Origin of the sequence: Streptomyces sioyaensis, assembly GCF_004122735.1 — a bacterium.
In the GTDB taxonomy this organism is placed as follows: Bacteria; Actinomycetota; Actinomycetes; order Streptomycetales; family Streptomycetaceae; genus Streptomyces; species Streptomyces sioyaensis.
The window spans coordinates 22,539-36,602 of record NZ_SDIF01000039.1 but is presented as its reverse complement, the minus strand read 5'-3'; the positions used below and the strand labels follow the sequence as shown (position 1 = coordinate 36,602).

The 14,064-nt window shown below is 71.4% G+C and carries 11 protein-coding genes; 1 reads left to right on the top strand and 10 read right to left on the bottom strand.

Annotated features, from left to right (window positions below):
• Positions 1-138: 138 nt before the first annotated feature.
• The 8 genes from EST54_RS15995 to EST54_RS15960 form a co-directional block, all read right to left on the bottom strand.
• A complete protein-coding gene (locus EST54_RS15995) occupies positions 139-1,521 on the bottom strand; it encodes an FAD-binding oxidoreductase (RefSeq protein WP_129248298.1) in 1,383 nt (460 codons plus the stop codon).
• A gap of 91 nt (positions 1,522-1,612) precedes the next feature.
• Positions 1,613-2,008, bottom strand: coding sequence for a lipocalin-like domain-containing protein (locus tag EST54_RS15990; protein ID WP_129248297.1), 396 nt, complete (start codon positions 2,006-2,008; stop codon positions 1,613-1,615).
• A gap of 50 nt (positions 2,009-2,058) precedes the next feature.
• Positions 2,059-3,153 carry an aldo/keto reductase gene (locus EST54_RS15985; RefSeq protein ID WP_129248296.1) on the bottom strand — a complete coding sequence of 365 codons (1,095 nt, stop codon included), beginning with the start codon at positions 3,151-3,153 and terminating at the stop codon, positions 2,059-2,061.
• A gap of 11 nt (positions 3,154-3,164) precedes the next feature.
• Positions 3,165-5,243 (bottom strand): acyltransferase domain-containing protein, encoded by a 2,079-nt coding sequence (locus EST54_RS15980; protein ID WP_129248295.1) that lies wholly within the window; start codon positions 5,241-5,243, stop codon positions 3,165-3,167.
• Positions 5,244-5,293: 50 nt separating this feature from the next.
• Complete coding sequence (locus EST54_RS15975) at positions 5,294-7,801, bottom strand: type I polyketide synthase (protein WP_129248294.1); 2,508 nt, start codon at positions 7,799-7,801, stop codon at positions 5,294-5,296.
• Entirely contained in the window at positions 7,791-8,144 is a 354-nt protein-coding gene (locus EST54_RS15970) for a phosphopantetheine-binding protein (RefSeq protein ID WP_161989292.1), read from the bottom strand. The genes EST54_RS15975 and EST54_RS15970 overlap by 11 nt, the downstream gene beginning before the upstream one ends.
• 34 nt (positions 8,145-8,178) lie before the next feature.
• Positions 8,179-9,642 (bottom strand): MFS transporter, encoded by a 1,464-nt coding sequence (locus EST54_RS15965; protein WP_129248292.1) that lies wholly within the window; start codon positions 9,640-9,642, stop codon positions 8,179-8,181.
• Between the two features lie 52 nt (positions 9,643-9,694).
• Positions 9,695-10,048: a YybH family protein gene (locus tag EST54_RS15960; protein ID WP_129248291.1), complete on the bottom strand. Its 354-nt coding sequence runs from the start codon at positions 10,046-10,048 to the stop codon at positions 9,695-9,697.
• Between the two features lie 212 nt (positions 10,049-10,260).
• On the opposite strand from EST54_RS15960, the gene EST54_RS15955 reads away from it, so the two are divergent.
• Positions 10,261-11,490 (top strand): cytochrome P450, encoded by a 1,230-nt coding sequence (locus EST54_RS15955; RefSeq protein WP_129248290.1) that lies wholly within the window; start codon positions 10,261-10,263, stop codon positions 11,488-11,490.
• 73 nt (positions 11,491-11,563) lie between these two features.
• Here EST54_RS15955 and EST54_RS15950 read toward each other — a convergent pair whose 3' ends face one another.
• Both EST54_RS15950 and EST54_RS15945 read right to left on the bottom strand, forming a co-directional pair.
• The gene (locus tag EST54_RS15950) at positions 11,564-12,958 is read right to left on the bottom strand and encodes an aldehyde dehydrogenase family protein (RefSeq protein ID WP_129248289.1); all 1,395 of its coding nucleotides are present in this window, start codon (positions 12,956-12,958) and stop codon (positions 11,564-11,566) included.
• Positions 12,958-14,052: a phenylacetate--CoA ligase family protein gene (locus tag EST54_RS15945; RefSeq protein WP_129248288.1), complete on the bottom strand. Its 1,095-nt coding sequence runs from the start codon at positions 14,050-14,052 to the stop codon at positions 12,958-12,960. Before EST54_RS15945 ends, EST54_RS15950 begins: the two co-directional genes overlap by 1 nt.
• Positions 14,053-14,064: the final 12 nt, after the last annotated feature.

Genomic DNA, 14,064 nt, shown 5'->3' with positions numbered 1-14,064 from the left:
CAATTACAGAGGAATTGAATTCATTCGAGAGATCGAATATGGAGCCAATATAGAAATGGCCGGGAAAAGGCGTCGGCCCCGGCCTGTGGAGGCCGGGGCCGGGGGCACCGGTAGCACGGGGGATGTTGCTACCGGTCGTCAGTTGCCTTCGGCAGGCTTGATGTTGTGGGTGAAGCGGAACAGGTTGTCGGGGTCGTGGAGCGCCTTGATGCGTGCGAGCCGCTCGTAGGCGTCCGCGTCGAACAACTCACGCACCTGCTCCTCGTCCACGGGAGTGCCGTCGTGGTAGACGAAATTGAGGCTGCGTCCCACGGTCCACTGCTTCATCGCGTCGTAGACCCGCTGGTGGGCCGAGCGCACCGCGTCGGCAGGGGCGGGGGACCCCCCGGTCATCACCCGCAGGATGTACTGGGCGTCGCGGCCGCCGACCGCGCTGGGGTGGGCCGGCGGGCGGGAGAACGCGCCGCCGAGGTGGCGGATGTCGATGATGCACGGGATTGCAGAGCCGGGGCCTGCGAGGTCCACAAGAGTCTGCAGTGCGCTGGGATCGAGCTCACGCAGCAGCACGTTCCCGCCGAAGTAGGGGTGGGAGAAGTCCGGGTCGTGGTAGACGGAGCCGGCGTCCTCGTACGGCATCTCCCGGAGGGAGTCGATGAGGCGTGGCCCGATCGTGCGCAGGGGCGCCACCAGCCGCTCGCCCTCCGCCGCGGCACCGTTGAAGACGACGCGGACCTCGGCGACGTACCGTCCTTGCAGCTCCTTGGGGAAGACCGGCATCGGCGGATAGAACATCATCCCGATCGAGGAGGTCAGCTGCTCGGGCACGGTCAGCGTCCACTCCCGGTAAGCACGCAGCACCTCGACGGGGTCGTCCGCCTCGAAGTAGAGCCCTCCGCCGTAGAACCGGGCGACCGGGAACAGGTCGGTCTCGACGGCGGTGACCACGCCGAAGTTCCCGGCGCCGCCGCACAGCGCCCAGAACAGGTCGGGGTCGGAGTCCGCGGTGACATGGTGCGGTGTGCCGTCGGCCGTGACGAGGTCGACGGAGCGCAGATGGTCACAGGAGTAGCCGAACTCGCGGCCCATGATGCCCGTTCCGCCACCGAGCAGATAGCCGACGACCCCGACGTGCGGGGCGGAGCCGTTGAGTGGGGCGAGCCCGTGCGGAGCGGTCTTCTCGATCACCTGGCCCCAGCGCGCACCGGCCTCGATGCGGACGGTGCGGTTCTCGGCGTCGACCTCGATGCCCGTCATACGGCGCGTGCTGATCAGAACGCCTTCGCCGTCCAGGGCGGTGACGATGCCGTGTCCGGTGGAGTGCACGGCGACGGGTAACCCGCGCTCGGCGGCGAAACGGACCGCGGCGCGCACGTCCTCGGCGCCGGTCGCTCCGACGATGACAGCGGGGCGATGCTGGAAACCGGCCTGGAAGCCGGCCCGCTCCTCGTCGTAGCCGTCGCTGCCGGGTTGCAGGACTGGGCCTCGCACCGTGGCGGTCAGCGCTTCCACGTCGACGCTCATCTGCTCGTTCCTTTCCGGAGGGCGGGTCATCACCCTGCCCCCGTGTCCGTCCGAAGTCCACTGTCCGGCCCTTGCACATCCGCGGGGTTGCTCAGGCGGCGTCGCCGGCGATCCGCCGCCAGTGCAGGACCCGGCGCTGTACCGGGCCGACCAGGGACGTTCCGTGCAACACCAGGTCGTCGCCGTCGAGTTCGAGGTCGCGGGACTGTTCCGTACCCAGCCAGCCCGGCTCGGGGGCGACGTCGATGGTGTGGACGACCCGGTCACCCTCGCGTCGCCACGTGCCCGCGTAGCTCATGTAGGCGCTGCGTCCGCGGTGGGCGGGCCCGGTGCGCATCATGGTCACGGAGACGTGGCCGTCGGCCGAATAGAAGAGCAGTCCCCGTGGCTCGGGCCCGAGTGGCCCTTCGTTCAGCGCCCCCGTGCTGTCGATGTCGTGGAAGGCCTCCAGCCGCCATACCCCGACGAGTTCATGCGCCGTCATCATGTTCGTCACTCCCTCCCTTGCCTGCGTCCTTGCGTCTGCGTGTCCCCGTTTCACGGCACGGGGACAGCGGGTGTGGCCATCCGGCCCGGATGGCCGCCGATGACGGCGTTCCACGCGAGGGCGTTGACCTCGTGAGGTGCGCCCGCGGGCACCGTGCCCGCCGCACACAGGCGGCCGTACTGCTCGTCGGTGAGCGTGAGATCGAGGGCGGAGAGGTAATCGTCGAGTTGTTCGGGGCTGCGGGGACCGATGACGGGCACCAGGGTGGTGGCGGCCCGCCGGGCCCGCTCGCGCACCCAGGCGACGGCGACCTGGGCGGCCGGGGCCCCGGTCTCCTCACCGACGGCCCGCACCACCTCGACCACCTTCTCCTGGCGGCTGCCGTCGCCGCGGATGGCCCGCTTGCCGTCGCTGACCCAGCCGTCGGCGCCCCGCCGGTACAGGCCGGTGAGCAGCCCGCCCCCCAGCGGCGACCACATGGCGACGCCCAGCCCGAGGCTCTCCGCCATCGGCAACAGCTCCCGGTCGGGGGTGCGCTGCGTCAGGCTGTACTCGGTCTGCACACCGATCAGCGGCGACCAGCCCCGCAGGTCCGTCATCGTGGCGGCGCGGGCGATCCGCCACGCGGGGAAGTTGGACAGCCCTGCGTAGAGGATCTTCCCGGCGCGGACAAGGTCGTCGAAGGCCGCCAGTATCTCCTCGACGGGCGTGAGGTCGTCGGGAAAGTGCGCCCAGTACAGGTCGATGTAGTCGGTGCCCAGCCGTTTCAGGCTGGCCTCGACGGAACGCACCATGGTCTTGCGGCTGTTGCCGGTCCGGGTGACCCGGGGTTGCGGCGAAGAGCCGTTGGTGAACTTGGTCGACAGGACGAAGTGGTCCCGGTCGGCAGCGAGGAACTCGCCGAGCAGTTCCTCCGCCTCTCCGAACTGATAGCAGTCCGCGGTGTCGACGAAGTTGCCTCCCGCCTCGGCGAAGCGCTCGAACAGCGCGCGGGCCGTGTGCCGGTCGGCACCCGCGCCACGCCTGGCCCACAGCAGCTCTGAGCCCTTACCGGTCTCGCCGCAGCGGGTGCCGAAGTTGCCCGTCCCCAGTGCGTACTCCGACACGCGCAGGCCGGTGTTCCGTCCGAAGGTCTGATAGCGCACGGCATGCCTCCTCAGGCGGCCAGGGGAACGACGGGGGCGTGTTCCTCGCAGAGTGCCTGCCAGTCCACGCGGGCGCCGGCCGCCCAGAGCGTGCCGAGCGTCGCCAGCAGGCCCGCCGGCTCCGGGGTGCGGCCGCCGGGGTGCGGCAACGAGGAGAGGGCCAGGGTGTGCGGCGGCAGATCCGGGCGGCGTTTGACGAGGCTGGTCAGGGCGGGGCCGGGGCCGGTCTCCAGGACCACGTCCGGGGCTTCGGCCAGCACGGTGCCCACAGCGTCCGAGAATCGCACCGGCTGCCGCAGATGGCGGGCCCAGTAGTCGGGGTCGGTGGCCTGCTCCGCGGTGATCCAGGTGCCGGTGACCCCTGAGACGAAGCGCTCGGCGGGCGGTCGCAGGCCGATCCGGGCGGCAGCCTCGCGCAGTTCGTCCACGCAGCCGTCCATGAGCCTGCTGTGGAAAGCGTGCGAGACACGCAGCCGCCGGCCGGGGGAGCCTGCCGCGGTGAGCATGTCCTGGACGCGGGCGATGGTCTCCTCGGTACCGGCCAGCACACAGGACGCCGGGGCGTTCACCGTGGCGAGGTCGGCGCCCTGTTCGAGATACGGGGCCAGCTGTTCCTCCGGCAGCGGCACCGCCAGCATCGCGCCGGTCGGCGCCCGCTGCATCAGCCGGGCCCGCAGGGCCACGAAGCCCAGGGCCTCGCGCACCGGCATGACCCCGGCGAGGGTGGCGGCGACGTACTCGCCGAGGCTGTGCCCGATCATCGCGGCGGGCCGCACACCCAGCCGCTGCCAGGTCCTGGCCAAGGCGTACTCCAGGGCGAAGATGGCCGGCTGGGCGACGCCGGTCTGCTGGAGGCCGTCTCCGGCCGCGGCCTCCAGCACGGGGCGCAGGTCGTGCCCCGACTCCTTCTCCAGCAGGGTCAGGCACGCGTCGAGCTCAGCCCCGAACAGCGGGAGGTCCTGGGCGAGCCGCAGTCCCATGCGGGCGTACTGGGAGCCCTGACCGGGGAAGACGAAGGCGACTCGGGGGCCGTCCGCCTTCGGCGTCGGTGCGGCGGACTTGGCGAGGGCGCTCGCCAGGGCCTGGTGGGTCTCCCCGACAGCGAACCTGCGGTACGGCGGTACCGCGCCCTCTTCCACGCCGGCGGCGGCGGGCGCGGGCCCCGCTCCGGCGAGGTGGTCCCGCATCCGTCCGGTCGCGTCGTCGAGGGCCTGCGGGGTGCCTGCGGCCAGCGTCAGCAGGTGGTAACCGCCGGCCCGGGCGAGCCCGGTGACCGCTTCGGCGACCACGGCCGTGGTCTCGGCCGTGCCCGCTGCGCCGGGCGGGGCGGCCATGGACTCCCGTACCCGGGCGAGCAGTTCGCGGCGCTGTTCCGGGTCGCGGAAGTAGAAGTGGCCGCCCGGCAGATGGGTGACGTCGAACGGGCCGGTGGTGTGGGCCTGCCAGTTCTTGATGTTCAGGGTCGTGCGCTCCTGGTCGCCCGCGAAGACGGAGACCGGTATCTCCAGCGGCGGGCCCGGCTCGTACCGGTAGGTCTCGAAGAGCGCGAGGTCGGCGCGGAAGACCTCCAACACCATCTCGCGCAGCGTGGCGTCGGTGTGGACCGGTGCGGGCAGCTCGCCCCAGCGCCGTTCGATCTCGGCGAGCAGTTCCTCGTCCGGGAGGGTGTGGACGACGGTCGTGCCTCGGGTGTGCGGGGGCGGCGGGCTGGACGACAGGTACAACCGTCGCGGCAGCTCCCGGCCGCGGTCCCGCAGCGCCCTGGTCACCTCGAAAGCGACCAGGCCGCCGAGGCTGTGCCCGAGGAAGGCGAACGGCCGCTGCGGGTCGAGGGCCTCGACCACCGCGTCGACGAGCTCCGGCATGCCGGTGACGGCGGGCTCGGCGCGCCGCGCGGCGCGGCCGGGCAACTGCACTCCGTACACCTGGAGTTCGGGCAGCTCGTCGCCGAAGCGCACGTACTCTCCGGGCGATCCCCCGGCATGGACGAAGCAGTACAGGTCCGCGACGGCGTCCGGGCGGCGGGTACGGGTGACCAGCCACCGGCCGCCGCCGCGGGCAGCTGCGGCCCTCGGCGTACCGGCATTCATTCTTGGTGCTCCTTTCAGGACGTGGGGGCGCCGGGGCCGGCACCCTGTGGTCACGCCGCCGACGCCGGCTCGGCGGCGCCCCGGCGGTCCATCCGTTCATCGATCAGCTCAGTGAGCTCGGCGGCTGTCTGAGCGTCGTAGAGCGCGCCGGTCTCCAGATCCACCGCGAACAGTTCACGGGCGCGGGCGAGCAACTGGGTGGCGATGAGGGAGTCGCCGCCGAGGTCGAAGAAGCTGTCGTCGGGGTCGACGTCGTCGAGTCCGAGCGTCTGCGCGAACAGCCCGACGACGGCGGGGAGGGTCGCGAGGGCACCGGTGTCCCCCGCGGCCGGGCCGGCTGCCGCGGCGACCGGGGGTGCCTGCGCGGTCGTGGCCTGCCGTTCCGCCGGCTCGACGACGTACCGCTCCCGCTGGAAGGGATACACCGGCAGCGGGACCCGCAGGCGCGGCAGTTCCTCATGCACGCCGTTCCAGTCCACCGGCGCGCCGGCCAACCACAGCCGGCCGAGGGTGTCGAGGAGCGCGGCCAGGACACCGGGGTGGTCCGTCGCGTCGGTGAGGACGGGCAGCACGGTGTGGCCGGTGTCGTCGGCAGGGGAGCGGGGCACGTCCGGCAGCACGGGGATGTGGGGGGTGCCCTTCGTGCTACCGCCTGGCGTGTCGGAGCCCGTACCGGCACCCGCCATGACCCTGCGCACCGCCTCCTGGAGGGGGTATGCCCCGGCCACCGTCTCGGCGACCAGGACACCGGCGCCGTGCCCGGCGACCGCGGCCGGCCGCACACCCCACGCCTCCCACATCCGGGCCAGCGCGAACTCGGTGGCGAAGACGTCCAGTTCGGCGGGTACCTCTTCGCGGACGCCGGCCAGGGCCAGACACTTGTCGACCGCCCGGCGGAACGCCGGCTCCCACTCGTACAGTTCACGGGTCTGTTCGGAGGTCGCCGTGCCCGGGAACACCAGGGTGACCGGACCGGGCGCAGGGCTGTCGCCGGAGCCGACCAGCCGCCCGCGGTCCAGCCCGCCGAGCACCCGTACCGCGTCCTCGGAGCGGCCGACCACGGTGTACCGCCGGACGGGAAGCTCACGCCGGCCGGTCTGAAGGGTCCAGGCCACGTCGGCGAGCGGCACTTCGGGGTGGGTCCGCAGATGCTCGGCGAGCCGGTCCGCCGCGGCTTCCACGGCGGCTTCGGTGCGGCCGGAGAGCACGAGCAGTTGCCAGGGGCGGGCGGGGCCCGACGGAGCACGTTCGGGAGCCTGTTCCAGGACGACGTGGGCGTTGGTGCCGCCGATGCCGAAGGAGCTCACACCGGCCCGCCGTGGGATCCCGCCCTCGGGCCGCCATTCCTCCAGGGCGGTGGCCACGGTGAAGGGGCTCGACTCGAAGTCGATGGCGGGGTTGGGCGCGGTGAAGTTGAGGCTCGGCGGGACGGCACCGTGTTCGAGGGCGAGCACGGTTTTGATGAGCCCCGCGGCACCGGCCGCGGCGTCGGTGTGCCCGATGTTGGACTTCACCGCGCCGATCCGGCAGAAGCCGGTGCGGTCGGTGTCCGCACGGAAGGCCTTGGTGAGGGCGGCGATCTCGATGGGGTCGCCGATCGGGGTCGCCGTGCCGTGTGCCTCGACGTACGTGATGGTCCCGCCGCCGACCCCGGCGACGAGCTGGGCGTCACGGATCACCGCGGCCTGCCCCTCGATGCTGGGCGCGGTGAACCCGACCCGGTTCGAGCCGTCGTTGTTGACGGCCGAGCCGCGTAGCACGGCGCGGATCCGGTCGCCGTCGGCCAGCGCGTCACCGAGCCGCTTGAGGACGACGATGCCGGCGCCGTCGCCGCCCACGGTGCCGCCCGCGGCGGCATCGAAGGTGCGGCAGGTGCCGTCGGCGGAGATGATCCCGCCCTCGATGTACGGGCTTTCCTTGGCCGGAACCCGGACGGCGACGCCGCCCGCGACGGCAAGGTCGCAGTCGCCGGACAGCAGTGCCTGAACGGCGGTGTGCACGGCGACCAACGAGGTGGCACAGGCGGCCTGCACCACGACGGCGGGACCGCGCAGCCCCAGCTTGTAGGCAACCCGGGAGGCCAGGTAGTCGGGCGCGTTGGCGACCAGGATCTCCATGTCGGTGACCGAGGGCAGCTCGTCCTGCCGGTCCTTGAGGATCTGCGCGTACGCGGTGTCGGTGCTACCGGCGTAGACGCCGATGGAACCAGGGTGGCGCGCGGGGTCATGGCCGGCGTCCTCCAGCGCCTCGACCGCGCACTCCAGGAAGACCCTGTGCTGCGGATTGAGCAGGCGCGCCTCGCGCGGCGAGTAGCCGAAGTATCCCGCGTCGAACCACTCGGGATCCTTCAGCAGCCCGCGGGCGGGGGTGTACTCGGTGCCGCCACGCGGCGCGGGGCGGCGCGGGAAGCGGGTGACGGTCTCCAGGCCCTGGCTGAGGTTGTGCCAGAACGCGTCGGGGCCGTCGGCACCGGGGTAGCGGCAGGCCAGGCCGATGACGGCGACGAGCGAGTCGTCGCCCTCGTCGTGCTCCTCCTGGTGCACGGGGTCACTCGCCACTGCCGGTGCCTCCCGCTTCGGTACGCGTCCGGCGGTCACGGCGGCCGGCCAGCCGGGCGCGGCCGCCGGCGCGCAGGGCTTCACGGCGCAGCGGCTCCCCCGCGGCGCCCCCGTCGAGATGGCTCGCGAGACCGCGGACCGTGGGGTATTGAAAGAGGTCCACGAGAGGGGCGGTCTTGCCGAGCCGGGCGGCGATCCGGTCCTGGATCATGTGCAGCAGGACGGAATGGCCACCGAGGTCGAAGAAGTTGTCCTCCACCCCGACCTCGGGAATTTCGAGAACCTCGCTCCAAATGCCGGTGAGGACACGCTCGGTGTCCGTGACCGGGGGATGAGAAATCACGGTCTTCTCCCATGTCTTTCGTGGCTTGACGAATTCAGGACTGATAAGTCCGGGGGGCGGCCAGCGGCTGCGGCAGCGGGTCCGCGTGTGCGACTGGCGCTCCTCCTCGGTTGAACGTGGGCCGCCCCGCGCACATGCACAGCAGTACGGCGACGACGAGGGCGCCGATGCTGATGAGCAGGGTCGCGTTGAGCGCCGGGAGCACGGTCGCCACGAGCAGACCGCCCAGGACCGAGCCGAACTGGCGGTTGCTGTTGATGACGCCGGAGGCCGCCCCGGCGAGTGAGGACGGAATGCTGTGGGTGGCCACGGTCTGCAACGGACCGAAGGTGCCGCCGACTCCGACGCCCGCGATGAGAAAGCCGGGCAGGTAGGCGTACCAGGGCCCGTTGACGGCGATCACGAGCGGGACCGTCGCGGTGCCGAGGGTGTAGAGGGTGAGTCCCGAGGTCAGGACGTACTTGCCGCCGATCCGGTCGGCCAGCCGTCCCGCGAGCGGCGCGACGAAGGCCGAGACCACCGCCTGGGGGGCCATCAGCAGGCCCGCCCGCAGGGCGCTGTAGCCCAACGCGGACTGCATGTGCATGTTCAGCGGCAGATAAATACCGACCACCGCGACCGAGATCAGCACGATGACCGCGTTCATCAAGGTGTAGTCGCGATGGCGGAACAGGACGAAGGGAACGAGCGGATCGCGGCCCGGTTTGCTGTACCGGCCGTGCTTGCCCCGCACCTGTTGCTTGCGTGCCTGGTCCAACAGGAACAGGAGCAGGAGGACGGCGCCGCCGGTGACGATCCCGGGAATGGTCACCGGGCCGCGCACGGTACCCCAGTGGTAGCGCCCGCCCTCGGTCAGTCCGTACGTCAACAACAGCAGTCCGGCGGTGGAGAGCGCCACGCCGAGGAGGTCGATCCGGCCCTTTTTGCCGGGGCGGACGTCCGTCAGCAGCAGCGGGCCGAGGATCAGGACCGCCAGCCCGATGGGCACGTTGATCAGGAACACCCAGCGCCAGCCGGCGAAGGTGACGAGCAGCCCGCCCGCGGTCGGGCCGACCACGGTGGCGATGCCGGTGATGGAACCCCACACGCCGAGGGCCGTTCCCCGCTTCCCGGCCGGGAAGGTGGCGATGATCGTGGTCATCGTCTGGGGCAGCAGCAGTGCGGCACCCAGCCCCTGGAGGAAGCGGCTGGCGATGAGCTGCCCCGGGGTGGCGGCGAAACCGCAGGTGACGGAGGAGAGGGTGAACAGGGCGGTCCCGGCGAGGAAGAGGTTCCGCGGGCCCCACACGTCGCCCAGCCGGCCAGCGGTGATCAGCAAGACGGCGAGCACGAGCACATAGCCGTTGACCACCCAGGCGATGTCGTCGAGCGTGGCGTGGAGGTCGTCGGAGATGCTCGGCACGGCGACATTGATGATCGTCACGTCGAGCATGGTCATGAAGTACCCGAGGGAGAGCGTCACCAGCATCGCCCACGGGTTACCGCGCCACTTCTTCACGTCGGTGCTCCTTGTCGCGTCGTCGCGTCCAGCGCCGGTCACCCGGTCCGCGTCAGGCGAAGAAGGGCCGGTCGAGGACGATCAGCCAGGTGCCGTCGGACTGCCGGTGGGCGACCTCGGCCCGGGCCCCACCGTCATCGGTGCGCGAGGCGGTCTGTGCCCAGTCGCCGCTGACGAGGGTGGGCAGTGCGGTGCCGGCACCGAACTCGGGCTTCCTGGCCAGCATCTGCTCGTACGCGGCACGGATCGCGGCCTGTCCGGCGACCGTGCGGCCGCCGGGGAGGGCGACGGTCGCGTCGGGTTCGTAGAGCTCCACCAGGCCTTCGAGGTCCCCGGCGTTGGCGCGCTCGACGAAGAGCCGGGCCAAATCCTCGGGAGCTGCGGCCTTTTCGCGTACAGCGGTCATTTCCAGCTCTTTCCTTACGGGATCCGGTAGTACCGGCATCCTCGGCCGTACAGCCTCCAGAAGTCCCATAGCGGATCTATAGAGCAACTGACGCCCCGGCGACCGGTGCTGCTTTTCGACGGGTGAATTCCGTGGGCAACTGCGGATCCTTGCCCGCCGTTGAAGCCGCCGCGTACGGTTCCGGCCGCTGCGTTCGAACGGGAGGAATCTGAATGATCGCGACGAGCACGACCGGCCGGCAGCTGCCGGAATTCCCGCTCCGAGGTACCGAAAGGCGCGCGGACGCGGCCGAGGACTACGCCAGGATCGCGGCCGGGGAACCGGTCACCCAGGTACGGCTGCCCAGTGGCCGCCCTGCCTGGCTGATCGCCGGGTACCGGGAGGTGCGCACCGCACTCACCGATCCGCGGTTCTCCCGGCAGGAGGCGGTCCGCGACCCCGGGGGCCACCTGCTGGCCGTCGAGGCCGTAGGCACCTCGATACTCAATCTGGACCCGCCGGACCACACCCGCCTGCGCCGGGTCGCCGCGCGGGGCTTCACGGAGGCCCGGATCGCGCGCCTGCGGCCGCGTATCGCGGAGATGACCGGTGAACTGCTCGACGGCCTCGCGCAGCAGCCGGCCCCCGCCGACCTGTGCGAGAGCTTCTGCATGGTGCTGCCGGTGCGCGTCATCGGCGAGATCCTGGGCGTACCCCTGGAGGACCGGCACCGGATCGAGAAGTGGCGCGACGGGCTCAACGCGCCGATCACCGGCACGGGCGCCCCCGACACCACGGACCACAGCCAACTTCTCGCGTACATCGGGGAGTTGGTGAAGCAGCGGCGCGCGGACCCGCGGGACGACCTGCTCAGTGTGCTGGCCCGCGGGGGTGAGGACGGTGAGACCGAGGACGTGCTCACCGATCAGGAGATCGTCGCCCTGGGCGGCACCCTGCTGGTCGCCGGGTTCGAGACGACCGTGGCCCAACTGGGGCTGGTCCTACGGGAGGTGCTGGCACGCCCGGACGGGCTGCGCGGTCTGCCCGAGGCCCCCGAGGAGCTGGCGGCGGAGGTGGAGGAGCTGATCCGGAGGCTGCCGATCGGTGACTACGGCGGGACTCTGGCGCGCAAGGCGACCGAGGACGTCGAACTGGGCGGGGTCACGATCAAGGCCGGCGACATCGTGATCGCCGCGACCCAGGCTGCCAACTTCGACGCCGACGCCTTCCCCGGGCCGCGCCGTCACGACCCGGCCCGCGACACGGTCGCCCATCATCTGGCGTTCGGCTACGGGGTGCACCGCTGCCTGGGTGCACCGGTGGCCCGGATCGAACTCCAGGAATCGCTGCGGGCGCTGCGCGAGCGCTTCCCCGACATGCGGACGGCCGTACCCGACGACACCCTGCGCTTCCACCCGGCAGCGGTCAACAAGCGACTGGTGGAACTGCCCGTCGTCTGGTGATCGCAGGATGCGCAACGGGTGATGCCCGGCTCCTTCCGGAGTCCGGGCATCACCCGTTGCGGGCCGGGCCCGTTCAACCGCGGATGACACCCTTGGTACGCATCAGGAAGTGCGCGAGGTAGCCGTCGTGCGGGATGCCGGTGGCCGTCCAGTACGTGGGGTGGTCGCCGAGATACACATTGGCGATGGTGGGCTCGTCGAGGAACGCGTCGATGAGCCGGTCGTCATCGGTGTACGCCCCGAGGATCAGGGTGTCGCGCAGCGGCGTGACACCGTCCTCGCGCGACCAGGGCGCCACCCACACGCAGGGGAAGGGGAGTTCGGCACCGGCCCGGGGGTCGTCGGCGCGTTCCAGCTGGTGGACGACGGGGCGCAGCACCGCGCTGCCGTCGCCGAGTTCCTCGACGAAGCCGTCGCCGCCCAGATGGGCGCGAGCGCCGGCGGCCCGGTCGCGCACATACCTCTCCAGGGCCCGTGCGGAGACGGCCGACTGGACCGGAAGGATCGCCTTGTCGTCCTCCGGCGGCAGACTGGGGAGCACCGAGAGGCGCCCTGCGATCGCCTCGGCGACCGGGGCGGGATCGCCCTCGACGAGGACGGCGGTGGCGTTGACGCAGCCGGTGCCGCCATGGTGGGCGATCGATTCGACGACGGTGTCCAGATGGTCGCGCCAGTCGGTGTCGGCCGTGAGCAGGATCTTGGAGCGGCCCGGGATGAGCGGCAGCACGGCGGGGTCGTCGGCATACCGGCGGATGACCTCGTCGCTGCCGTAGGCGAGATCGGCGCCGCGCAGCAGGGCCTCGGCGGCGGCGTGGTCGGTGGGCAGCAGGACCACCTGGTCCTCGCCGAATCCGGCCATGCGCAACGCGGTCACGAGGCGGTGCGGGGTGAACGGCTCACGGCGCGAGGGGCGTACGGCGACGCGATAGCCGAGGGCCAGTGCCTCGGGCCAAAGAGTATGGGTGCCCGGGTGGTTACCGGCGGCGTGCACGGCGAAGACCTCGCCGCGCCGGGTCCACACGGCCCGCCCGGCGCGGGTGAGCGGGTCGCGCCAGTCGCCCACCGCGCCCCAGGGACGGGCGTGCTGCAACCCGTGATGGAGCTGTGCGGAGCGCTCCAGTGCGGTGCGGGTGGCGGCGCGGACCACCTGGATGGGCACCCCGCCCACCCGGCTCACCGCGTGCTCGTACTCCCCCACGGTCAGACCGTTGATGGTCTCGGTGGCGAACAGCCGCCCGGCGCGGACGATCGCGGCGACCCGCTCGTCCGCCGACAGCGGACGGGCCCGGCGCAGCGCGGCCATGGCCCGGTCGACGTACACGGTGGGTGCCAGGGAGAGTTCCGCGGCCGGCCGGCCGGAAACGTCCGGCACGGTGGCCCGGCTACGGGAACGGTAGGACCCCGACGGCCCCAGTACGTCCAGCTGGATCAGACCGTCGGTCCGGTCGGTCTCCTGCGACGACACCATCAGTACACCCCCTCGATGACCGCCTCGTTCTCGAACCGCCCGACCGGGGCGATGTCGGCGGCCGCGTCACCTACGCGGCCGCGCACCGGCTCGACCCGGGTGGCGAGGTCGCGCTCCAGGTTGTTGGGGAGGAACAATGCCTTGGAGACATGGTTCATGACGACCTGTCCACGCGCGCCGTAGGGCACTGGGCGACGAGTGACCGGGTCGACGACCGAGAAGGTGACATACGGCGAGAAGGTGTCGAAGACACAGGAGTCGCCGGAACCGGGCCGCTGACCGGCGATGCCCATGATCATGGTGCTCCCGTAGTGGCCGTACAGGACGGTCTCGGGAAAGATCTCGGTGCGGTAGAGGTGGTGGGTGTCGGGGTCCAGCTGGGTTCCGCCCCAGCGGATCGCCCTCACCTTCTCATTGACGAGCGCGACCAGGTCCTCGCGGCGCACCAACCGTTCCAGTAGGGCGGGGGTGATGGTGAGGACGCCGATCTCCTGGGTGCGCAGGATGAACTCGGCCTGGTCGATGACGTGTTCCGCGTAGGCGTCGGCCTGGTCGGCCTTGCCGTCGGCGATGAGCTTCTTCACCCACCGCGGATCGAGGTCGACCTGGAAGCCGTGGCGGCCGTGGGTGGCTGCGGACCGGCGGAAGATCTCACCGACGATGTGCGGCCCGGAGGGGGTCAGGCCGAGCCAGTCGACGCCCCTGGGGAAGTCGTGCTCGTCCAGGTTGGCGTTGCTCCAGTCGACCAGGCGCTCCATCCAGTCCCGGGGGCACACCACGCGTTTGGGGGCGCCGGTGGTGCCACCGCTCTCGTAAACACCCACGATGTCGGGGCGCGGCCCGTAGCCCTTGGGGATCAGGGCGTGGACGGGCACCTTGCGCATCTCGTTGACGACGTTCGGGAAGAGCTGGAGGTCGTCGTGGCTCTTGACGTCCGTACGCGGATCGAAGTCCAGCGATGTGGCCCGCTCCAGCCAGTAGGGCGAGCCGGTATCCGGATGAAAGTGCCACTCCATCGCGGCCCGGATGAACTCCTCCGGGTCGGGGGGAGTGTCGAACGGGAGGTCCAGAACCGGATGGGCTGCTGTCGACACGGTCTCTCCTTG